Below are 22,840 nucleotides of genomic sequence, written 5' to 3' on the forward strand. Positions count from 1 at the left end.
CGACTAAAAGCCGCGCATGCTTCGCTCCGTTTGCAGCGGTGCGAGGGGAAAATCAACGCGAGCGCGGCGTGCCGCTCGACGCTCGCACCACGAGTTGCGGCGCGGACGAAACGCGCATCGGCACTTTCGTTTTGCCGCGTGCGTTCTGCCCATACGACGACTCGATCAACTCGCGCAGCAGCGACACCGCGAGTCCGGCCACTTCGACGGTCGGCACCGCGACCGTGGTCAACGCGGGTCGCGATTCGCGAGCGAGTTGAATATCGGTGATGCCGACAACCGACAAATCCCCGGGCACCGCGAGGCCCAGGTCCGCGGCGGCATGCATCGCGCCGAGCGCCGGCAGGTCGTTGGTCGCGAAGATCGCAGTGAGTTGCGGGTCGGCTTCGAGCAACGCGCGCGCCGCCGTGTAGCCACCGTGGATCGTATCCGCTGCATGTCGGACGCGGTTCCTGCGCACGCCGGCCGCGCGCAGTGCATCGACGAAACCTTCATAGCGCGTCGCGTGAACGCCGGACGCCTTGCTGCCGACAATCGCGCCTATCCGCCGATGTCCCAACTCGAGCAGATGTTTGCCGGCAAGCTCGCCGGCCAGACGAAAGTCGACGGCGACGCAGGGCAAGCCCGGCGGATCGTCGGGCCGCTCCCACATGCATAAAACCACGGGCGTACCGCGCGATTCGGTCACATGAAGGTCGGCGAGTTCGAGGTTCGCGTTCGTCACCAGCACGCCCTCGGACAGCGTGCCGGCAATCTGATCGAGGTAGGCGCGGCCCGTCACCGGATCTTCGTTAGTATTGCAAATGATGACGAAATGGCCGCTCGTACGCGCCGCGCGTTCGACGGCGAGCGCGAACTCCGGATAAAACGGATTGGCGATGCTCGACACCATCAACGCGAGCGTCGGCGCGCGGCCTTCGGCCAGCGCGCGAGCGGCAAGATGCGGGCGATAGCCGAGGGCATCGACGGCTTCGAGTACGCGTTGACGCGTCGCTTCGCCGACGCGGCCGCGATTGCGCAGCACGTTCGAAACGGTGGCGGGCGTCACGCCCGCGTGGCGCGCAACTTCGCTGAGTGTGGGCATAGATCGTCATTATTTGGGATGATTACCCGGCATTTGCATCAAAGCGCAAGGCACGGCACCATCTGTCGCACAGACAAAACGACATGGAGACAGGCAAGGACCGGCGATCGCATGCGATCGATTTTTTAGGTCCTGCTGATTAAGCGCTTAATCTCCGTCGTCGAGCCGATTAAATCACGGAGTCGATGCGATGGCGAGCATTTCGTTAAGAGGCGTACAGAAAGCGTATGGCGACGGCGCGCCGGTGATTCGCGACGTCGATCTGGAAATCGGCGAGAACGAATTCTGCGTTTTTCTCGGCCCCTCGGGCTGCGGCAAGTCCACCTTGCTGCGCATGATCGCGGGGCTCGAAGATCTCACCGACGGCGACTTGTCGATCGGCGGAAAGATCATGAACGACGTGCCGGCCGCACAGCGCGGCGTCGCTATGGTGTTTCAGAGCTATGCGCTCTTTCCGCATATGACCGTGTTCGAGAACATGGCCTTTGGATTGAAGCTCGCCAAAACTCCCAAGGAAGAAATCGACCGCAAGGTACGCGAAGCCGCGCGCGTTTTGCAACTCGAAGCACTGCTCGAACGCAGGCCGAAAGCACTCTCGGGCGGTCAGCGTCAACGCGTTGCAATTGGCCGCGCAATCGTGCGCCAGCCCGGCGTGTTTCTATTCGACGAACCGCTTTCCAATCTCGACGCAACACTGCGCGGTCAGACTCGCATTGAAATCGCGCGGCTGCATAAGCAGTTTGCGAAGGCGAGCGTGGTGTATGTCACGCACGATCAGATCGAAGCGATGACGCTCGCGGACAAGATCGTGTTGCTGCATGCGGGCAAAGACACCGAGCGCTACGGCAGCATCGCGCAAATCGGCGCGCCGCTCGAGTTGTATCACCGTCCGAAAAGCCGCTTTGTGGCCGGCTTTATCGGTTCTCCACGCATGAACTTTTTGCCGGGACGGGTTGCTTCCGTCGACGCGCAAGGCGTAATCGTGACGCTCGACACGACGCTCGAAAACGTACGCGTGCCCGTGGATGGCGCCGCGCTCGAGGTCGCCCAACCGGTGACGCTTGGCGTGCGTCCGGAGCACCTTGAATTCATCGATACGTCTTCGCTTCAGGATGAAGCGGTGCTCACGCGCACGGTTTCGCTCGTCGAACAACTCGGCGAACACAGCTACGTGCATCTCGATCAGCCTGGCGGCTTCACGCTGATCGCAAAGGCGCCGGGCGACACGCATCTCGCGCCGGGAGATCGCGCGCATTTGCGTGTGCCGCGCCACGCCACGCATTTGTTTACCGAAGACGGCTTTGCCGCCGCTTCGCTGGAATCCGTCGAACACTACGCATAAAGGACATTCGGATGCGCCTTGGAGTCTGCTACTACCCGGAACACTGGCCAGAGTCGATGTGGGAAGACGACGCGCGCCGGATGAAAGCACTCGGCATCGAACAGGTGCGAATAGCCGAGTTCGCATGGAGCCGCATTGAACCGACGCCCGGTGAATATGATTGGGCGTGGCTCGATCGCGCGATCGAAGTACTCGGCGCGGCCGGTCTGCAGGTTGTAATGTGCACGCCGACCGCGACGCCGCCGAAGTGGCTGATCGACCGTCATCCGGACATCTTGCCGATTGGCGCCGATGGCCGGCCGCGCGCGTTCGGTTCGCGTCGTCACTATGACTTTTCGTCGCCGTCGTATTTCGCGGCGTCGCAGAAGATTTGCACTGCAATTGCCGAGCGTTATGGCAAGCATCCGGCCGTTCGTTACTGGCAGACCGATAACGAATTTGGTTGCCATCACACGGTAGTCAGTTATTCGCCCGCGGCAGTAGAGCGCTTTCGCGAGTGGCTGAAAGCGCGCTATCAAACTGTCGACGCATTGAATCGCGCGTGGGGCACCGTGTTCTGGAGCATGGAGTACCGCAGTTTCGACGAGATCGACGCCCCCGTCGCCACCGTGACCGAAGCGCATCCTTCGCATCGGCTCGATTACCGGCGCTTCGCTTCCGATGAAGTCGCGCGCTATAACCGCATGCAGGTCGAGATCATTCGCGCGCATTCGCCGGGGCGGCCGATCGCGCACAACTTCATGCAGCTCTTCACCGAGTTCGATCACTACAAAGTTGCCGCCGATCTCGACGTCGCCGCGTGGGACAGCTATCCGCTCGGCGCACTCGAAGAGCAATGGTTTGCGCCGGACATGAAAGCGCGCTGGCTGCGCAGCGGTCATCCCGACTTTGCGTCGTTCAATCACGACGTGTACCGCGGCATGTCGAAGCTGCCGTTCTGGGTGATGGAGCAGCAGCCGGGTCCAGTGAACTGGGCGATGTGGAATCCCGCGCCGCTGCCTGGCATGGTGCGTTTGTGGAGTTGGGAGGCGTTTGCGCATGGCGCGGGTTGCGTGTCGTATTTCCGCTGGCGTCAGGCGCCGTTTGCGCAGGAGCAGATGCATGCGGGTCTGAATACGCCGGATAACCGCCTCGACGTGGGCGGTAGCGAGGCCGCGCGCGTGGCCGAGGAAATCGGCACTGTACTCGCGGCGAACGCCGACGCAGATGCCGCGATTCGTTCGAAAGTCGCGCTCATTTACGACTATGAGGCGAAGTGGCTCTTCGAGATTCATCCGCAGGGTGCGGACTTTCACTATCCGCGCTTTGCATTCGAGTACTACTCGGCATTGCGCGCACTAGGTCTCGATGTGGATGTCGTGCCGGTCGATGCATCGCTGGACGGCTACAGTCTGATCGTCGTGCCGCCGTTGCCGGTCGTGTCTGCTGATCTTGCCGCGCGCCTCGCGAAGTCGGGCGCGCAAGTGGTGCTCGGGCCGCGTACCGGTTCTAAGACTCAGGACTTGCAGATCCCGGCGAATCTTCCGCCAGGCCCGCTCGCTGATGTATTGCCGTTGCGAGTATGGCGCGTCGAATCGATGCGGCCGAATGTGACCGAACCTGTGCTGCTCGATGGCACACAAACCGCGAATGCCGGAGAGGGCGTCGCGCGTCACTGGCGCGATTTCATCGAAAGCAATGGCACGAATTCATTCGACGTGCTCGCGCGTTTCGCGGACGGCCACCCAGCGTATGTGCGAAGCGGCGCGTTCCATTACTTTGCAAGCCTGTTCGACGACGCGCTGACGGTTCGGCTTTTTGCGCAAATCGCACAGCAGGCAGGCATTCAAACGATGCCGCTCGGCGAAAGCGTACGCATCAGCCGGCGTGGTGCGCTGACCTATGTGTTCAACTACGGCGATTGCGCACACACCATCGCCGATGTGGCAGACGACGCGTTCATTATCGGTTCGCGCGCAGTCGAACCACAGGGCGTGGCAGCGTATCGATCGAAATGACCGGTTCGGGTAACGGGACGATTGGCAAGCCGGAATTCCATGCAGTAACGACAACGACGCAAAATCAAGGAATAAAGGAGACAGGTAGCATGAAAATGAAACCACGCAAGGTTCTGCTGACACTCGCGCTCGCTGCGGCTGCGCTCGGAACGTCCGTTGTCAGTACTGCGCAGGCCGGCACGCTGACTGCGAACATCGCGTTCAAGGGCGCGAGCCAGCGCGCGGTGTGGCAGTCGGTGGTCGACGACTTCAAGAAGGCGCATCCTGGCATTGACGTGAAGGTATCGTTTATCGACGAAGAAGCCTACAAGGTGCAGTTGCCCGGCTGGCTCTCCACGGTCGCGCCCGACATCGTGAACTGGCATGACGGCGAACGCATGGCCTATTACGCGCAGCGCGGCCTCTTTGAAGACCTGAGCGGCGATTGGGCGAAGAACGGCTGGAACGACATGTATGCGTCGACGAAAGAAGCCTCGTCGTATAAGGGCAAGCAATATGCGGCGCCCACGGTGTACTACTCGTGGGGCATGTTCTATCGCAAGGATCTGTTTCAGAAGGCCGGCATTTCCGGTGAGCCGAAAACGTGGGAGCAGTTTCTCGACGACTGCAAGAAGTTGAAGGCAGCCGGCATTGCGCCGATTGCCGTTGCGGGCCGCGATTCATGGACGCTCGCCGGATGGTTCGATTATCTGGATCTGCGCGTGAACGGCAACGCATTCCACCAGAAGTTGATGGCGGGCGAGATTGCGTACACCGATCCGCGTGTGAAGAAGGTTTATACGACGTGGAAGCAGTTGATCGACGCCGGCTATTTCATCGACAACTCGCTCTCTTACGATCTCGATTCGGTGCAGCCGTTCCTGTTCCAGGGCAAAGCCGCGATGATGCTGATGGGCACGTTCATTACCGCGGGCTTTCCGGCGAACGTGAAGCCTCAAATGGGCTACTTCCAGTTCCCGATCATCGACGCCAATGTGCCGACCGCTGAAGATGGTCCGGTCGAATCGCTGCATATCCCGTCGAAAGCGAAGAACAAGGCGGATGCGCATACGTTCCTCGCATTTGTCGAGACGCCGGAAATCGGCGCGAAGCTCGCCACGGGGCTTGGATCGTTGTCGGCGAACAGCAAGTCGCCGGAACCGGAAGATCCGATTTCGAAGATCGGTTTCCAGATTCTTGCGAATACGAAGGGCGGCATTGCGCAGTTCTATGATCGCGACATGACAAAGGAAATGGCCGATGAAGGCATGAAGGGCATGCAGCAGTTCATTTCCGATCCGTCGAAGCTTGATAGTGTGCTCGCGCAGTTGGAGCAGACGCGGAAGCGGATTTATAAGAAGTAGGGAAGGGGGCGGTCGGGCGGCCGCCTTGGTGTTTTTGCTTGGCCGATAACACGCGTCGACAGCTTTGCATGGGGTGGGAGTAAGAGCTTTGCATGGGACCGGAGTAACGCGCTAAAGCGCGAACTCCGGATCGACAGCTAAAGCACCAACTCCCACCGACAGCTTTGCATGGGGTGGGAGTAAGAGCTTTGCATGGGACCGGAGTAACGCGCTAAAGCGCGAACTCCGGATCGACAGCTAAAGCACCAACTCCCACCGACAGCTTTGCATGGGACCGGAGTAAGAGCTTTGCATGGGACCGGAGTAAGAGCTTTGCATGGGACCGGAGTAACGCGCTAAAGCGCGAACTCCGGATCGACAGCTAAAGCGCTAACTCTGGTCGACAGCTTTGCATGGGGTGGGAGTAGGTGCTAAAGCACCAACTCCCACCGACAGGAGAATCACTTTGTCGCATTCCGTCACCCGTCACACCGTGGACGGACCCGTTCAGCCGGGCGGCTCCGCGCTGCCCGCATCGCGTGACCACGCGCCGAATGTCCGCACGCGCGGCCGCCGTCCTTCGCCCACTGCAAGGCGCCAACGGCGCGCGGCCTTTCTGTTTCTCGCGCCGGCCTGCGTGATGGTGGCCATTTATGTGATCTGGCCGATTCTCTCGACAATACGCCTGAGCTTCTTCAACTGGGACGGCATGACGGAGCCGACTTTCGTCGGCCTCGCCAATTACGTCGAACTGTTCAACGCGCAAACGTTCTATACCGCGTTGAAGAACAACGTCATCTGGTTGCTGCTATTCCTCCTCGCCCCGCCGATGGGACTCGCCGTCGCGCTCTACCTGAATCAGGCAGTGGCCGGTATCCGTATCGTCAAATCGCTGTTCTTTGCACCGTTCGTCTTGTCCGGCGTCGTCGTCGGACTGATCTTCTCGTGGTTCTACGATCCGACATTCGGCCTGCTCGCGCTGATTCTCGGCCACGGCGTGCCGGTACTCGGCGATCCGCGCTACGCGACTTTCGGCATCGTATTCGCGGCACTGTGGCCGCAAACCGCCTATTGCATGATTCTCTATCTGACCGGACTCACATCGCTCAATGCCGAGCAGATAGAGGCCGCGCGCATGGAAGGCGCACGCGGCTGGTCGATGCTGTGGCACGTCATTCTTCCGCAATTGCGACCTACTACGTTCATGGCAATCGTCGTCACGATCATCGGCGCATTGCGCAGTTTCGATCTGATCTCGGTGATGACCGGTGGCGGTCCGTTCGAAAGCTCGACGGTACTCGCCTATTACATGTACGACCAGGCGATCAAGTACTACCGCATTGGTTATTCGGCGGCAGTGGCCGTCGTGCTGTTCGGCATCATGCTGGTGTATATCGTTTATCACTTGCGGCGGATGCTGCGCACCGAGCAATAAGGAGCGACCATGTTTCCAATTCCCATCGACAAATGGAAACCGGCCACGCGCCGCGTCTACAAACTCACCTTGCCGATTGCACTGCTGATCTGGCTTCTGCCGATGATCGCCGTGCTCGTCACGTCCGTGCGGTCCACCGAAGAACTCAGCGAGGGCAACTATTGGGGCTGGCCCAAACACTTCGCGCTATTCGACAACTATCGCGAGGCGCTCACCACTTCGCCGATGCTGCATTACTTCTGGAATAGCGTGCTCATTACCGTGCCTGCGGTAATCGGCTCGATCGCTCTCGCGGCGATGGCGGGCTTCGCGCTCGCCATCTATCGCTTTCGCGGCAATTCCTCGCTATTCGCCACCTTTGTCGCGGGCAACTTCGTGCCCGTGCAGGTGCTGATGATTCCGGTGCGCGACCTGTCGTTGCAACTCGGCGTGTTCAATACGGTTAGCGCACTGATCCTCTTTCATGTTTCGTTTCAGACCGGATTTTGCGCGCTTTTCCTGCGCAACTTCATCAAGCAGTTGCCGTTCGAACTCGTCGAGGCCGCGCGCATCGAAGGCGCAAACGAGTGGACCGTGTTCTTCAAAATCGTGCTTCCGCTGATACGGCCCGCGCTCGCCGCGCTGGCGATCCTGGTTTTCACCTTTGTCTGGAACGATTACTTCTGGGCGTTATGTCTGACGCAAGGCGATGACGCCGCGCCGATCACAGTCGGCGTTGCTGCGTTGAAGGGCCAATGGACGACTGCCTGGAACCTCGTTTCCGCAGGCTCCATTCTCGCTGCGCTGCCTTCTGTGGCCATGTTCTTTGCGATGCAAAAACACTTTGTCGCCGGGTTGACGTTCGGTGCAACAAAGGGCTAAACCGGCGATCGCCTCACGCTAAAAAAAGCCACGGCAAAAGAATAATAAGTCTCGCGAAGCACACCCAGCTTTGCCAGTACGACTGGCAAACGTTTGCGCAATTATCATCACGTTTCCCCTCATTAAAGATCGGGAAGGGCTTGTCGTTATCTAGTGAAATAAGTCAGACCGTCGAACTGACTCGTGCCTGAAAAAAAGGCACGCGCTGGACCAAAGCTCATCGGGGGTAGCAATCGTGAACCAACAACGCTCGCCATGGACTCGCACCGCGGCTCCGGGGGAAGTCATCTATTCGGAAGGCTTCTTGGGCGACGCAGTCATCTACGTCATTGCAGATGGCAAAGTCGAGATCTCCACGCAGTGCGATGAAAAAAAGGTCATTCTCGCCACGCTCGGCAAGGGCGAGTTTTTCGGCGAAGCGGCGTTGTTGCCGCCCGAGCCGCGAGCGCACACCGCCAAGGCATTGAGCTTTTGTCAATTGACGGCTATCGCAGGCGGTATCGTCGAAGAAGAACTGGAACGCGTGTCGCCGCTTCTGCGTCATATCGTTCGCACGATGATACGGCGCGTCAAGAAGAAGGACGACATTCTCGCGACGAACACGCATGCCGATTTTCTCCCAGGCGTACTGTCCTACGCGCATGTGCTGTCGTTGATGGCAGGCGCCGAGGCGACTGACCGGTTCGATGCACGCGCTCGCCGTCCTCAGAACGAGGAAGTCTCGATTCCGCTTCCCGAAGTCATCAAGAAGTGCAACGCGATTGCAGGCCATTCGCGCCCGCATGTGATGGCGATGCTCAAGCGCATGGAGAAGCTCAATCTGGTCTCCATCGAATCGGGACGCTCAGAGCGGCTGAACAATACGTCGGGACGCTATTCGGCGAGCGACGGTGCAGTGGGCAGGCAACTCGTCACGTTCGATCCGGTGAAAATCACCGAGCGCGCGCAGCAGGTCGCGAATCACGATCTCGACGTTTCGATCAGCAGCGAACTCGAACTGATTGAACTCGACGATCTGGAAGCGTTGATCGGCGTCGACAGAAAGGTGATTCTGAACAAGCTCTCGCATTCGGAGATTGCCGAAGACCTCTTCGCGTTCCGCAAGACCAAGGTTCTCAACTACGTCGAAGAGAAAGGCCTCAGCTATTTCTCGCGCCGCAATGCGCGCGGTGCGGGTGAATTGAATTCGCTCGACGATCTCGAGTTCGTCGATCAGCGAACCCTGTTCGAAGCAGTGAGTGCGTTCGATACCTACGATCTCGCGAAGCTGCTGTCGGCGTCAGCCGGACAGCCGGTGGACGAGCGCCTGCAGGCCGTCATGACCGAAGCGAGAAAGAAAGAAGTGTCGTGGGTGATGCGCCGCGAGATCAAGATCGATCCCGTCGAGATTGTGGAAATCGAGCAGCGTTTCATCGATACCGTCCGCGCGCTGAAGTCGCCCGCGGCGCACGCCGCGCCGGTCGAATCCTGACGCCCGTTGCGTTCGGTCTAGAAGGCCGAACGCAATCTTTAACTGTAATTCGCAGGCTCGTGCAGCCGGTCGCGAGGACGTATGGATCTTTTGACGGTATTTGGCGTAGTGTTCGGCGTCGCGGCGATCGTCGCGGGCTTCTCGCTCGAGGGCGGCGACTTTACGTCGCTGCTTCAACTGGAGGCGTTTGTCATTGTCCTTGGCGGCACGTTGGGCGCAGTGATGATCCAGAACACATGGGCACGGTTTTACGACGGCGTGAAGCTGCTGCGCTTTGCTTTCGTGAAGGCGCGGCAAGTGGATCGCGAGAGCCTTTCCGTTCTGCTCGAATGGGGCGATCAGGCGAAACTGAACGGCATGCTGGCGTTCGAATCGATCGACGCGAAAGGCATTAGCCCATTCGCGAAGCGAGGTCTCGAACTGCTCGCGAACGGCGTTTCCACGGCTGTACTCGAAGACGCATTGCAGCGCGAAGTCGACGCCTATGAGCGCAATTGCATGGCGGCCGCGCGTATCTGGCAACAGGCGGGCGGTTATGCGCCGACCTTCGGTATTCTCGGCGCAGTGCTCGGTTTGATTCAGGTAACGGGGCATATGCTCGAGCCGTCGCAACTGGGCAAGGGCATTGCGGTCGCATTCGTCGCCACGCTGTATGGCCTTGGACTCGCGAACCTCGTATTTCTGCCGCTATCGGGAAAGATCCGCGCGCAGGTGGACAGCGAATTGCGTTTCAGGCGCTTGTATCTGGACGGCTTGCTCGCGATCTCGCGCAAGGAATCGCCGCATACCATCGAAACGCGTTTGGCGGGCGACGTGCGCGAACGATCCGCCGAATTGCTCGGCTAGTCGAGTCGAGAAAAGTCATGCATCAACTGATAGCGGACCTGCGTGTATGAGTACAACCACTGGCAGCAAGCGTCTCGCGACGGACAAGAACGGGCACGACGACAGCCACGATAGCGGCGAGCAGTCGGACCGCTGGCTGATTTCATACGCCGATCTGATTACTACACTGATGGTGCTGTTTCTCGCGCTCTATGTCTTGCAGCTCGCGAAGAACAGCGAGTTGCAAATACAGACGCTGCAGCATCATCCGGTGAAGGAAGCTGTCGACGTAGAGCCGCCGATCACGGCAGCGAACGCGAAAGACGCCGCAAAAAAGCAGCTTCTGTCATTGCTTGCACCCTTGCAGGACAATCGCCAGATTACGATTTCGCACACGCCGCAAGGCGTGGAAATCGCGATCAATGCGAAAGTACTGTTCAATTCCGGCGATGCGCGTCTTTTGCCCGAATCGTTCGCGGTGCTGGAACGCATTGCAGCGGTGCTGCGCGACCGCGCGAAAAATAACATCCTCGTGGAAGGGCATACGGACAGTTTGCCGATTGCCACGGCGAAATACGAATCCAACTGGGAACTGTCGTCCGCGCGCGCGGGCGCGGTGGTGCGCTTCTTCGCGGACAAGGGCATAGAAGCGCACCGCATGGCGGCAATTGGCCGTGCCGACAATTTCCCGCTCATCATCGGCAACGATGCGGCGGCCAACGCCGCCAATCGCCGCGTGACGATACTCGTCGAGTACTGAGCGCCAAACGGGAAGCATCAAACGCCGAGCGCAAGGTACTGATGAAGAGACTGAATCGCGGCTGCGCCTTCTCCAACGGCTGCCGCGACTCTCTTCACCGAGCCGCTGCGCACGTCGCCCACTGCGAAAATACCCGGCCGGCTCGTTTCGAGAAAATGCCCGGTGCGCTCGGACGTCCACTTGTGAGCGACATCGGGACCGGTCAGCACGAAGCCATTTCTATCGAGTTCGACGCAATCGCCAAGCCAGCCGGTATTAGGTTGCGCGCCGAGAAACAGGAACACATGGCGGATTGGCTTCTCTTCGATTCGCCCTTGCTGATTCCATTGAATCGACTCGAGATGCGCTTCACCGTTTAGCGCGACGATCTGCGTTCGCACATGAACCGTGATATTCGGCGCTGCCTCGATGCGTCGGATCAGGTAGTTCGACATGCTCGCGGCAAGTCCTTCGCCGCGAATCACGATATGCACATGGCGCGCGAAGCCCGAGAGAAATACGGCTGCCTGTCCCGCCGAATTGCCTCCGCCGACAATGACGAGTTCTTCGTTGCCGCAAAACGCCGCTTCCATATACGTCGCGCTGTAGTACACGCCTCGGCCCTGGAAATGTTCGAGACGTGCGAGCTCCGGCTTTCGATAACGCGCGCCTGTTGCGATCACCACTGCGCGGCCATACACATGCTCGTCGTGACTGAGACGGATGTGAAACGGCTGACCCTTGTCGCATTCAATACCGAGCGCCTCGATCGGCACGCCGACTTCAGCACCGAATTTGCGGCATTGCGAAAGGCCGCGTCCGGCAAGCGCCTGACCGGAGATGCCGGTGGGAAACCCAAAGTAGTTTTCGATCTTCGAACTCGTGCCGGCCTGGCCGCCCGGCGCTTTCGTGTCGAGAACCGCGACGCGCAATCCCTCCGACGCGGCATAGACGGCTGCGGCCAGGCCCGCCGGTCCCGCGCCGACCACGACCACGTCGAACCGTTCGCCATTCAATCTGTCGGGACTCAAACCGATTGCGTCGGCAACGGCGCGATTTGTCGGGCGCTTCAGCACGACACCTTGCAAGGTGACGAGTACCGGCAGATCTTCTTTCGTGGCGCCGTAACGTTCCAAGAGTGCTTTGGCTTCCTCGTGCTCGTCGATATCGAAGTACGCCGACGGTTGCGCATTACGGCTCAGGAAGTGCCGCAATACGAGTGTCGGAAAAGAAGCCGAGCTGCCGATCACGACCACGCCGCCGCTCTGATCCTGTATGTAGGCGACGCGGCGCAGAATGTATGCGCGCATGATCGTCTCGCTCAGTTCCGCTTCGGCAATCACGAGCGCGCGCAGCGATTCCTCGTCGATCACGATGACTTCGCAATCGCTCGTCGCGCGCGCGGACGCCACCGCGCCGCGCCCCGCGAGCGTGCCGACTTCGCCGGTAAAACTGCCGGGCCCGTGCGTGCCGAGAACATGCAGCGTATCGCCGCTGCCGCGCGTCGCCTCGATGGTGCCGGAGATGATCGCGTACATCGGAATGTGGCGATCGCCTTCGGTAAACAGCACGTCGCCGGTGTTCAGTTTGCGCCGCTCGCCATAGCGCTCGAGTACCGCGAACTGCGCGTCGTTCAGCCTGGGGAAGATCTGGTGGTGACGGCTGCCGCCTGCCAGCAGATCTTCACGCTTGCCAGAAGTTTTATCGCTCATGAGAGGTCCGATTGGAAAGACGCACGATGCAGCGTGTCGCTGCGCCGCCAGATTGGCATGCGAATGCGAACAATCGGCAGCAAGAAAAGGCCGCGGAGAAGCCGCTTTCGCCGAGATTGTGCGCCAGAGTCCACTCGCCAGTAAAGAGTGCGTAAGGCGGAGAACGTGCGGCCGAACAGCGCGAGAGCGCTTCTGCTCAAGTTCGCGCTTCTTTTGCCGTAAAAGACGAGAGGAATTAGAGAAATAGACAATGAAAAGGGTCTAGGAAGCATGCGCGATTTAACAGTAAAAAACAGCTTACTTGCAGTGCTGGTCGTCTTTGCCGCGATGATCATGTTCGGCGGCGTGGTCGGCGTATTCGCACTCGGCCGCTCGAATGAAAACGCCCAGCGGCTTCAGGAGATCGCCACTCAGGAGATCCTCGCCAACGATGGCTATAAGGACAGCACGCGCACGCGGGCAGCGCTTACGCGCGCTTATGCCGCGTTGAAGGAGCGCAACGATCTCGCCACGCGCGATTCCGCACTTGGCAGCGCGCAACGAACGCTCGATCGCGCGGATGCCGAGACGCGCGCTTTTGCGGCAGCGTCCCGATTCGTGGGACAGGACGATGCGTTGAAACAGCAGCTCGTCGATTCGTCGAATGGATTGGCGGCCACTTTAAAGAAAGCTTTCGACGCGCTTCAGCGTGGCGATACCGACGCCTACGTCGCCATCAACGATCGCGACATTACACTTGCCGGTCAGGTCTATTCGGCAAACGTCGAAAAATTCCAGAACCTTGCGGGTGCGCTTGCAAAGGAGTCAGCGGCGAGAACCGAACGCGAATACGGGTGGATCGTCGCGATGGTTTTGACTGGTGTTGCGCTTGCCCTCGCATTGATCGTCGCCACGCACTTTGCGTTGCGCACCATTGTTATTCGCCCGTTGCAGCAGGCGTCGAAACTGCTCGACCGGATTGCGGGCAATGATCTGACCGCGTCTATTCCTGAAGGCAGCAAGAGCGAGATCGGCAAGTTGTTCACGTCGATGTCGCGGATGCAGGCCGGACTCGCGCATACCGTGTCGAACGTGCGCGTCAGTTGCGAGGCGATTCACGGCGGCGCGCGCGAGATTGCAGCGGGCAACCTCGATTTGTCGAGCCGCACCGAAGAGCAATCGGCTTCGCTCGAGGAAACCGCGGCGAGCATGGAAGAACTGACCTCCACCGTCAGACAGAACGCGGATAACGCGCGCCAGGCAAGCACGCTTGCCGCGAGCGCCGCCGACGTCGCACAGCGCGGCGGCGACGTCGTGCAGCGCGCGGTCCACACCATGACGGCCATTACCGCAAGCTCGCACAAGATTGCGGAGATCACCGGCATGATCGACAGCATTGCATTCCAGACCAACATTCTCGCGCTCAACGCTGCCGTCGAGTCCGCGCGTGCGGGCGAGCAGGGCCGCGGCTTCGCTGTCGTCGCGGGGGAAGTGCGCACGCTGGCTCAACGCAGTGCGAGCGCCGCGCAAGAGATCAAGGCGCTCATTTCCGCTTCCGTCGATGACGTGCGCAGCGGCAACGAACTCGTCACACAGGCCGGCCACACGATGAACGAAATCGTCGGCGCAGTGCAGGGCGTTGCGACTATCATGGCGGAGATCACGTCGGCGACGGTCGAGCAAACCGCGGGCATCGAGCAGGTCGGCAAAGCCGTCAGCCAGATGGATCAGGTCACGCAACAGAACGCCGCGCTCGTCGAGCAGGCCGCCGCCGCTGCGAGCGCGCTCGAGCATCAGGCGCAGTCGATGAACGATGCGGTGTCGGCATTCCGTCTGCGATAACGCCGTCAGTCTCCAAACCAAACTAATCGGAAAACAAATATGAGCGTTAAAGCCGTCTCGCGTGCAGTCGCAATTCTGTTAGCCGGCGTGACGATGTCCGCCACCGTGCACGCGTCCACGTATGCGTATGTGTCGAATGCGGACAGTCAGGACATTTCGGTTTTCAGCCTCGATAAGTCGAATGGCGCACTCAAGCCGGTCGAAACAGTGAGCGTTGGCGGCACGGTCATGCCGATGGCCTTTTCGCCGAATCATTTGCGGCTCTATGCAGGTCTGCGTTCAAAGCCTTTTGGCGTGGTGAGCTTCGCAGTCAGTCCGCTTGACGGACGCCTGACCGAACTCGGCAAGGCGCCGCTCGCGGAAAGCATGGCCTATGTGTCGACCGACGCGAGCGGCCGCTATCTGTTCTCCGCGTCATATGGCGGCAATCTGCTCGCGGTAAACGGCATTGGTGAAAATGGCGTTGCCGGCGATGTTCAGCAGATCGTCAAGACGGGTCCGATGGCTCACGCTATTCGCAATGCGCCCGATAATCGTTATGTGTTCGCGTCAGTACTCGGCGCCGACGCATGGTTGCGTTTGAAGTTCGACGCGGCGAACGGCGCGCTTACTCAAGACGCGGCGCCCGCCTATTCGCTGCCGGCCAAATCGGGCCCGCGCCATTTCGTGTTCTCGCCGGATGAGCGCTTCGTTTATCTGATCGACGAACTCGACGGCAAGCTGCATGTACTCGCATTCGACAAGCAACGCGATGCGGTGAAGCCGGTGCAGACCGTTTCCATTCTGCCGCCCAACTTCTCCGGCGACAAACCGTGGGGCGCGGATGTTCACATCACGCCCGACGGCCGCTTCGTCTATGCATCGGAACGCACGTCGAGCACGCTCGCTGCTTATCGCGTGGACCGTGCATCGGGAAAGCTGACGCGCATCGGCACCTATCCGACCGAAAAGCAGCCGCGCGGCTTCAATATCGATCCTTCGGGCAATTACCTGCTTGCGGTCGGTCAGTTGTCGACCAACCTGAGCGCATACCGGATCAATCGCGAGACGGGCGCATTGAGCGCGCTCGGTCAGTACCCGGTCGGCAAGGGCGCGAACTGGATCGAGATTGTCGAGTTCAACGGATCGAACGATTGAGGTTTACGGCGAACTGCGTCCCCGCGCATGCGGCGACGCGGACGCCGGCCCGCCCGCCGACGCAGCACTGCGTCGGCGGGCGCGCAAGCCGCGCCATAGTTCTTCGAGGTAAGGCAGTAGCTCGAATAGCAGAATCAACGCGAACAGAATCGCGATATAGGCGACGGGTAACGGCTCGCTTTTCGCGGTCAATTCGAATCTCGCCGGCTCGCTGCCGAGGCCGAGCAACGCCAGAAATTGCGTCCAGTGACGGGCGACGACAAGCAGTATCGCCATCAGCGGCACGAGTTCGAGAAAGCTATGAACGTGCTGTTCGAACGGCGTCACCTTGCGTCCACTCACTGCATAACTGACGTCCCACAGCGCGGTCGCTTCGTGAACGAAGAACGCGACGATCATCAATAGAATGATGCCCGCGTTGATCTCGAGAAAGATCGCGGCGAGTAGCGGCAGTCCGACTTCGGCAAACATCAACAGATGGATCACCGATTCTTTCGCGCCGGTCGTGGATTCGATTCGAGTCGCGCGATGGCACAGCCAGTCCGCGAAACCGGCCGCAAGCCACACAGGCAAAACGAAGTACATCAGGATCGTGAGGGTTGGGTCGGTCGACATGATTTCCTCGGCGAACGGCTGGCTGACCAACGCGAGCACGCGGCTTTACTCGATCCCTTCGTGTTTCAACGCCAGTTGCACCGCGGGCCGCCCGCGCATGCGTTGTGAGAACTCCGCGAGTTTTTGTGGGACCTCGATCTTTACTTTGTTCGCCCATAGAAGCATGGTGAACAGATAGGCGTCCGCGACGCTCGCTTCTGCGCCGAACAAATAGTTGCCTTTAAGCATTGTCGATATGAGCTGGAAACGCTGGCCGATTTTCTCGCGCGCGGCATTCGCTTCCTCATCCGACGCCGGCTTGAATACGCGGCCGAATTGTTTGTGAAGCTCCGTTGAAATAAAGGCGAGCATTTCAATCAGGCGCGTAGTGCCGAGTTCTCCCGACGGTGCAAGCGAGGGCTTGCGTTGCGCGACCCACGAAAGGATCGCGACGTTTTCGGTGAGCCGTTGACCGTCGTCGAATTCGAGTGTCGGTACATAGCTCTTGGGATTGATTTCATCGAACTTCTGGCCGGTCTCAGTCGTCTTTGTCTTGAGGTCGACGCGCACGCGATCGAATTGCATCTCGGCCTCGTGCATCGCGATGTGATCGGCAAGACTGCACGCGCCCGGCGAATAGTAAAGCTTCATGATGCGGCCCTCCTTCATGCAGCAGTTGGCGATTTTTTAATGCAGCATCCCGCGTGCCTCTACTTGTCGTGACGGCCCGGAAGCACTGCGCCAAGCACCTGCTTCGCGGTCTGCACAATCACATTGCCTTCGTCGGGATCGCCTTTTAACAATGTCGATGCAAACGCCTTCGCCTGAGCCAGCGTGATGTGCGGCGGTAACGGCGCGATGTTCGGATCGGCCTTTACTTCGATCACCACAGGGCGGTCCGCAGCAAGCGCAGCGTCCCAGGCCGCGCCCATCTGTTCGGCGTCGTCGACATAAATGCCTTTCAGGCCGATCAATTCCGCGAACTTGTGATACGGCACCGAAGGAATGTCCTGCGAAGCCTCGAACTTCGGATCGCCCTCCATCACACGCTGTTCCCACGTGACCTGGTTCAGGTCCTGATTGTTAAGGACCATGCAGATCCAGCGCGGATCGGCCCAGCCTTTCCAGTACTTCGATACGGTGATGAGTTCGGCCATGTTGTTCATCTGCATGGCGCCGTCGCCGACCAGCGCGATGACGGGCCGCTCCGGATAAGCGAACTTCGCGGCGATCGCATACGGTACTGCCGCGCCCATCGACGCGAGGCCGCCCGACAGCGAGCACATCATGCCGCGCTTCACCTTCAGATCGCGTGCATACCAGTTTGCACAGGAGCCTGAATCGCTCGTCACGATTGCATTCGACGGAACGCGTGGCGACAGTTCCCATACCGTGCGCTGTGGATTGACGGCATCCTTGCCGGGCTCGTGTGCGCGTTCGTCGAGTGTCTTCCACCAGTCGGCGGTCCAGCCTTCGATCGTCTTGCGCCACCCGCGGTCCTGCTTGTGTTCGAGCAAAGGCAGCAACGCGCGCAGCGTTTCCACGCTATCGCCGACGAGGTTCACTTCCATCGGATAGCGCAGGCTCAGCATGTCGGCTTTCAGGTCAATCTGCACGCCGCGCGCCGCACCTTCCTTCGGCAGAAACTCGGAGTACGGAAAGCCGGAGCCGATCATCAGCAGCGTGTCGCACTCGGTCATCAGATCGTAACTGGGCTTCGTGCCGAGCAGGCCGATCGAGCCGGTGACCCACGGCAGATCGTCGGGCAACACCGCTTTGCCGAGCAGCGCCTTTGCCACGCCTGCACCGAGTTTTTCCGCGACGGCGATCACTTCGTCCGTTGCATGCAGTGCGCCGGCGCCGACGAGAATCGCGACCTTCTTGCCGGCGTTGAGCACGTCGGCGGCCTGCTGAAGATCTTCAGGCTGAGGCACGAGACGCGGCTCGCGATAACCGACGCCCGAATGCAGCGTGCCGTGTTTGCGCGCAGGAGGCTCGTACGGCAAGTCTTGCAAGTCGTTCGGCAGCACGAGCGCCGTCACTTTGCGCTCGGAAAGTGCGGTACGTATCGCACGATCCACGAGATGCCGCACTTGCGCGGGCACCGACGCCTGTCCGACGAACGCCCCCGCGACGTCCTTGAAGAGCGAGACGAGATCGACTTCCTGCTGATAGTGGCCGCCGAGCGCCGCGCGAGCCTGCTGACCGGTGATAGCCAGCACGGGCATATGATCCATGCGGGCGTCGTAAAGTCCCGTCACGAGGTGCGATGCGCCAGGCCCCGACGTCGCGATACAGACGCCGAGCTCGCCTGTGAATTTCGCATGCGCGGATGCCATGAAGGCGGCCATTTCCTCGTGACGAACCTGAATGAATTCGATGGGCCTCGGCTGGTCCGTGTTCTTGTGATGCTTCTTCGCTTCACTCTGCGCGCGATTCAACGCGCCGAACACGCCGTTGATGCCGTCGCCGGGATAGCCAAAAATTCGGCGCACGCCCCACGCCTGGAGTCGCTCGACGATGAAGTCACCGACAGTTGTGGACATGGACAGCTCCTCACAATAAAGATCGTCACACATGCGAGGTTGCAAACCACGTTCCGCGTTCTTTCACTCAGAAAGAATGAATTGCTTCCTTGTGAAGCTGCGCGGTGAATGAAGCGGGCTCGCTTTTTGCTGGGCGCTTGTGAGTAAAACGCGGTGCATGTCGTGCAAGGGATTCGTCATGAATAAAGTCGTCGTTGTGACAGGCGCGGGTGCCGGAGTGGGACGCGCGACCGCCGAGGAATTCGCGCGGCATGGCTACGATGTCGCATTGCTTTCACGCGATTTGGCGCGGCTCGAACGCGCGGCCGCCGAACTGCGTCTTCGATACGGCGTGCGTGCCATTGCGATTCCAACCGACGTCGCCGACGCCGCGCGCGTGGAAGAAGCGGCAACGCGCACCGAAACGGAGCTTGGACCTATCGACGTGTGGGTCAACGTTGCAATGGCCACGGTCTTCGCGCCGGTATCGAAGCTGACTGCGCAGGAATTCGAGCGAGGCACCAAGGTGACGTACCTCGGCCAGGTGCACGGCACGATGGCCGCACTGTCACGCATGCGCACGCGCAATCGCGGAACGATTGTCAATGTGGGGTCCGCACTCGGTTATCGTTCGGTGCCGCTGCAATCCGTCTATTGCGGCGCAAAATTCGCGGCGCGAGGTTTCACTGACTCGCTGCGTTCCGAGATCATTCACGACGGGCTCAATGTGCATTTGACGATGGTCGATTTGCCCGCATTGAATACGCCGCAATTCGACTGGTCGCTCAACAAGATGGGTAAAAAGGCCAAGCCCGTCGCGCCGATTTTCCAGCCGGAAGTGGCCGCGCGCGCGATCTATTTCGCTGCAACGCATAAGCGTCGCGAGGTATGGGTGGGTTTTCCGACGGTCAAGGCGATACTGGCCAACTTCATCGCGCCCGGACTGCTCGACAGATATCTGGCAAAGGCGGGCTACTCAGGACAGGTCACCGACGAGCCGCTTCCTGCCGACGCGCCTAACAATCTGTTCGATCCCGTACCCGGCGATTACAGCGCGCACGGACGTTTCGACCGTGAGTCGAAACCCGTAAGCCTGGAGATGTGCGCGGTTCGTCACCGTGGCTTTTTATGCGCATTGGCAGGAATAGGGATCGTCGGCGGCATCGGATTTTTGATCAGAAAGAATCGCGGCGCATAGATACGACGGCGTAACAAAGGGTTCTTGCCGGCCACCAGGTAAGAGTCACGAGGATAGGTGACAATACACCTATCCCACAGCCCTTAGGAAAGCCATGTCCCAGCCGCTCACCATCGATTTCGTTTCCGACATTGCATGCCCCTGGTGCGCAATCGGCCTTTCGTCGCTGCAACTCGCGTTGTCGCGCGTCGGTGACGCAGTGGATGCGCGGATCGTCGTGCACCCGTTCGAACTGAATCCGCAGATGGCGCCCGAGGGCCAGGCGATTGTCGATTATCTGGGCAAGAAGTACGGACGCACGCCCGAGCAGATCGAAGAAACGCAGGCCATGATCCGCGAGCGCGGCGCAAGCGTCGGCTTCGAGTTCGGTCCGCGCACGCATGTCTACAACACGTTCGATGCACACCGCCTGTTGCATTGGGCAGGTCTCGAAGGCAAGCAACTGCCGCTCAAGCTCGCGCTGCTGCGCGCCTATCATTCGGAAGGCCGCGATCCGAGCAATCATGATGTGCTCGTCGAAGTCGCGCAGTCGGTAGGAATGGACGCCGAGGCTGCGAGCAAGGTACTGCAAAGCGGCGACTATGCCGACGAAGTCCGCGCCGAAGAAGAAGAGTTCCAGTCGCACGGCATTCAGTCGGTGCCGGCAATCATTTTCAATCGCCGCTATCTGGTGAGCGGCGGGCAACCTGTCGAAACCTTCGAACAGGTCATTCAGCAGATTCTGGCCGAAGCATAATCCGGCACTTTCGTATGTGAATGCCTGCGCAATAGCAGGCCTTTTTTTGGCGTAAACGAAATACAGCCGGAGAACCCCGTTCATGGTCACCAAACGAATCCATGCCGCGTTGCTCGGCTTCGCGCTGATGGCGCTTGCATGCGTAGCTCATGCGCAATATACGACCGATTGGCTCGCCAATACCTATGGCACGCTGGCCGCGCACGTCGGCAACGGCGCGCGTTCAATGTGGGTCGCACCGGAAGGCGTGATCTATACGTCGTCGTTGTGGGACGAGAACGAGGGCGGCGTCGCGATCTATCAGAACGGTCAGAACATCGGCTCGATCGGTACGCACGCCGACTTTCAGGGCAGCGCGATAACCGGCAATGCGACGTCGATTTTCACGGCGCTGCAATACAACAGGTCGTTCGGCAGCGGCTCGGTCGGGCGCTATAACCGTGCGACCAAAGCGCTCGAGCTTCGCATTCCGGTCAGCGTGTGGACCGGCATCCCTCATGCGGATGTCATCACCGGACTCGCCACGGCAGGCACGCTGCTTTATGTCAGCGATTTTTACGGCAACCGTGTGCGTGTCTATACGACTGACGGCGTGTGGCAGCAGGACATAGCGGTGTCCGGTCCCGGCGCGCTCGCACTCGATGCTGCGGGCAATCTGTGGGTCGCGCGAAAAAGCGCTGGCGTCATAGCGCAATTCAGCGCGGCAGGCGCGTCGCTCAATACGATCCAGATGCCCGCCGCTTCGCGGCCCTCGGCGTTGTATTTCGATGCATCGACGGGACGGCTCATGGTCGGCGACGAAGGCCCCGACATGAACATCAAGATCTATAACGTGGCGGGCGCGCCGACGTTGGCCGGTACATTCGGCATTCAGGGCGGCTACCTGGATACGACTACCGGAATCAAAGGGCAGGTCGGCGACAAGCGCTTCACGCGCGTAGCGGGCATCGGCAGGGACGCAGCGGGCAACCTGTATGTGCTCAACAATCCGTGGGGCGGCGGCTGGGACATGGGCCGCAATGGTCCGACCGACCTGCATGCCTACGACAGCGCCGGCAATCTGCAATGGAAACTGCAGGCACTGAACTTCGAAGCGGTCGCGGCACCGGACCCGTTGACCGACGGCGCGTACTTTTATAGCGGCGCGCATATTTACACGGGCACCGCGGGCGGCACCTTCGTTGCGAATACCGTCGACCCGTTTACTTATCCATCGGACCCGCGCCTGAATATCAACGACACGCAGCGCGGGCAGCACTTCGGGCAACTCGTCGCGGTGGGCGGAAACCGCATTCTCGTCGCGTCCGGCCAGAACCCCGACACCTTCAACTTCTATCATTTCAATTCGGCGAGCGGCTACATTGCAATACCGGATGGCTCTTTGCCGGGCCCGGCGTTCAACACGACGGTGAAGGTGACGGGAGGCTTTTGCATCGACAGCAGGGGCGATGTGTGGGCGGGTCTCGACAGAACAAACCATATCTATCATTACCCGCTTACGGGTTTCGACGGAAACGGTAAGCCGTTGTGGGGCCCCGCCGTCACGATCAAGATTCCAATGAGTATCCGGCCGTTGACGCGCATCATCTATTTGCCCGAAAGCGACACGATGATTCTCGCGCAAGGCGTGGCAGGCAGTTGGGACTGGACGGCGATACAGTCGCGCATCGAGGTCTATCACGGCTGGAGCGCGGGTAATACGACACAGCCTCAGCCGGTGATCAATCTCACTAGCGCCAATTCGAAGTCGATTACCGCAGTGGGCAATTATCTTTTTGTCGGCTACGTGCATACGGTGCCGAACATCGACGCGTTCAATCTGAACACCGGCAATCTCGACGCCACGCTCATCAATAATAGCCCCGGTACTGTGGATGTCGGCAACGATGTCGATTCGATGTACGGACTGCGAGCGTTTCTGCGGGCAAGCGGCGAATACGTGATTACGAAAGACAACTACAACGGATCGAGCATGATCGTGCATCGCTGGACACCTTAAGCGGCGTGGGCCTGCGTGAGGCTTCGCGCTAATCACGTAGGC

The 22,840-nt window shown here is 59.9% G+C and carries 18 protein-coding genes; 13 read left to right on the top strand and 5 right to left on the bottom strand.

Features of this window, described 5'->3' with window-relative positions; genetic code table 11:
• Nucleotides 1-52 precede the first annotated feature (52 nt).
• Nucleotides 53-1,084 carry a LacI family DNA-binding transcriptional regulator gene (locus P0D87_RS17270; RefSeq protein WP_006049901.1) on the bottom strand — a complete coding sequence of 344 codons (1,032 nt, stop codon included), beginning with the start codon at nt 1,082-1,084 and terminating at the stop codon, nt 53-55.
• Nucleotides 1,085-1,274: 190 nt separating this feature from the next.
• Between P0D87_RS17270 and P0D87_RS17275 the strand changes: the two genes are divergently transcribed.
• The 8 genes from P0D87_RS17275 to P0D87_RS17310 all read left to right on the top strand — a co-directional run bounded on the left by P0D87_RS17275 (nt 1,275) and on the right by P0D87_RS17310 (nt 11,097).
• Nucleotides 1,275-2,426, top strand: a complete 1,152-nt coding sequence (locus tag P0D87_RS17275) for an ABC transporter ATP-binding protein (protein WP_171800030.1) — start codon at nt 1,275-1,277, stop codon at nt 2,424-2,426.
• Nucleotides 2,427-2,437: 11 nt separating this feature from the next.
• Nucleotides 2,438-4,423 (top strand): beta-galactosidase, encoded by a 1,986-nt coding sequence (locus tag P0D87_RS17280; RefSeq protein WP_053860105.1) that lies wholly within the window; start codon nt 2,438-2,440, stop codon nt 4,421-4,423.
• 89 nt (nt 4,424-4,512) lie between these two features.
• Nucleotides 4,513-5,766, top strand: a complete 1,254-nt coding sequence (locus P0D87_RS17285) for an ABC transporter substrate-binding protein (protein WP_029970154.1) — start codon at nt 4,513-4,515, stop codon at nt 5,764-5,766.
• Between the two features lie 445 nt (nt 5,767-6,211).
• A complete protein-coding gene (locus tag P0D87_RS17290) occupies nt 6,212-7,180 on the top strand; it encodes a carbohydrate ABC transporter permease (protein ID WP_053860106.1) in 969 nt (322 codons plus the stop codon).
• Nucleotides 7,181-7,189: 9 nt separating this feature from the next.
• Nucleotides 7,190-8,041, top strand: a complete 852-nt coding sequence (locus P0D87_RS17295) for a carbohydrate ABC transporter permease (RefSeq protein WP_006049896.1) — start codon at nt 7,190-7,192, stop codon at nt 8,039-8,041.
• 235 nt (nt 8,042-8,276) lie between these two features.
• Nucleotides 8,277-9,512 carry a Crp/Fnr family transcriptional regulator gene (locus P0D87_RS17300; RefSeq protein ID WP_053860107.1) on the top strand — a complete coding sequence of 412 codons (1,236 nt, stop codon included), beginning with the start codon at nt 8,277-8,279 and terminating at the stop codon, nt 9,510-9,512.
• 81 nt (nt 9,513-9,593) lie between these two features.
• Nucleotides 9,594-10,358, top strand: a complete 765-nt coding sequence (locus tag P0D87_RS17305; protein WP_006049894.1) for a flagellar motor protein — start codon at nt 9,594-9,596, stop codon at nt 10,356-10,358.
• A gap of 46 nt (nt 10,359-10,404) precedes the next feature.
• Complete coding sequence (locus P0D87_RS17310; RefSeq protein ID WP_053860108.1) at nt 10,405-11,097, top strand: OmpA family protein; 693 nt, start codon at nt 10,405-10,407, stop codon at nt 11,095-11,097.
• A gap of 17 nt (nt 11,098-11,114) precedes the next feature.
• Here P0D87_RS17310 and P0D87_RS17315 read toward each other — a convergent pair whose 3' ends face one another.
• Complete coding sequence (locus P0D87_RS17315) at nt 11,115-12,788, bottom strand: FAD-dependent oxidoreductase (RefSeq protein ID WP_053860109.1); 1,674 nt, start codon at nt 12,786-12,788, stop codon at nt 11,115-11,117.
• Nucleotides 12,789-13,058: 270 nt separating this feature from the next.
• On the opposite strand from P0D87_RS17315, the gene P0D87_RS17320 reads away from it, so the two are divergent.
• Nucleotides 13,059-14,609 (top strand): methyl-accepting chemotaxis protein, encoded by a 1,551-nt coding sequence (locus P0D87_RS17320; RefSeq protein ID WP_171800029.1) that lies wholly within the window; start codon nt 13,059-13,061, stop codon nt 14,607-14,609.
• Between the two features lie 39 nt (nt 14,610-14,648).
• Entirely contained in the window at nt 14,649-15,746 is a 1,098-nt protein-coding gene (locus P0D87_RS17325) for a lactonase family protein (RefSeq protein WP_053860111.1), read from the top strand.
• A 3-nt stretch (nt 15,747-15,749) separates the two neighbouring features.
• Here the strand turns inward: P0D87_RS17325 and P0D87_RS17330 are convergent, their stop codons facing one another.
• The 3 genes from P0D87_RS17330 to P0D87_RS17340 are packed head-to-tail and all read right to left on the bottom strand — an operon-like array spanning nt 15,750 to nt 18,886.
• The gene (locus P0D87_RS17330) at nt 15,750-16,361 is read right to left on the bottom strand and encodes a hypothetical protein (protein ID WP_053860821.1); all 612 of its coding nucleotides are present in this window, start codon (nt 16,359-16,361) and stop codon (nt 15,750-15,752) included.
• Nucleotides 16,362-16,406: 45 nt separating this feature from the next.
• Entirely contained in the window at nt 16,407-16,991 is a 585-nt protein-coding gene (locus tag P0D87_RS17335; protein ID WP_053860822.1) for a glutathione binding-like protein, read from the bottom strand.
• Nucleotides 16,992-17,050: 59 nt separating this feature from the next.
• Nucleotides 17,051-18,886: a thiamine pyrophosphate-requiring protein gene (locus tag P0D87_RS17340; RefSeq protein ID WP_006049883.1), complete on the bottom strand. Its 1,836-nt coding sequence runs from the start codon at nt 18,884-18,886 to the stop codon at nt 17,051-17,053.
• 178 nt (nt 18,887-19,064) lie between these two features.
• On the opposite strand from P0D87_RS17340, the gene P0D87_RS17345 reads away from it, so the two are divergent.
• The 3 genes from P0D87_RS17345 to P0D87_RS17355 all read left to right on the top strand — a co-directional run bounded on the left by P0D87_RS17345 (nt 19,065) and on the right by P0D87_RS17355 (nt 22,798).
• Nucleotides 19,065-20,063, top strand: a complete 999-nt coding sequence (locus P0D87_RS17345) for an SDR family oxidoreductase (RefSeq protein ID WP_053860823.1) — start codon at nt 19,065-19,067, stop codon at nt 20,061-20,063.
• Between the two features lie 94 nt (nt 20,064-20,157).
• Nucleotides 20,158-20,799 (top strand): DsbA family oxidoreductase, encoded by a 642-nt coding sequence (locus P0D87_RS17350; RefSeq protein ID WP_006049881.1) that lies wholly within the window; start codon nt 20,158-20,160, stop codon nt 20,797-20,799.
• A gap of 82 nt (nt 20,800-20,881) precedes the next feature.
• Nucleotides 20,882-22,798: an SMP-30/gluconolactonase/LRE family protein gene (locus tag P0D87_RS17355; RefSeq protein ID WP_408636972.1), complete on the top strand. Its 1,917-nt coding sequence runs from the start codon at nt 20,882-20,884 to the stop codon at nt 22,796-22,798.
• The last annotated feature ends 42 nt before the right edge of the window (nt 22,799-22,840 follow it).

Source organism: Paraburkholderia sp. RL17-368-BIF-A (assembly GCF_046054045.1).
GTDB lineage: Bacteria > Pseudomonadota > Gammaproteobacteria > Burkholderiales > Burkholderiaceae > Paraburkholderia > Paraburkholderia graminis.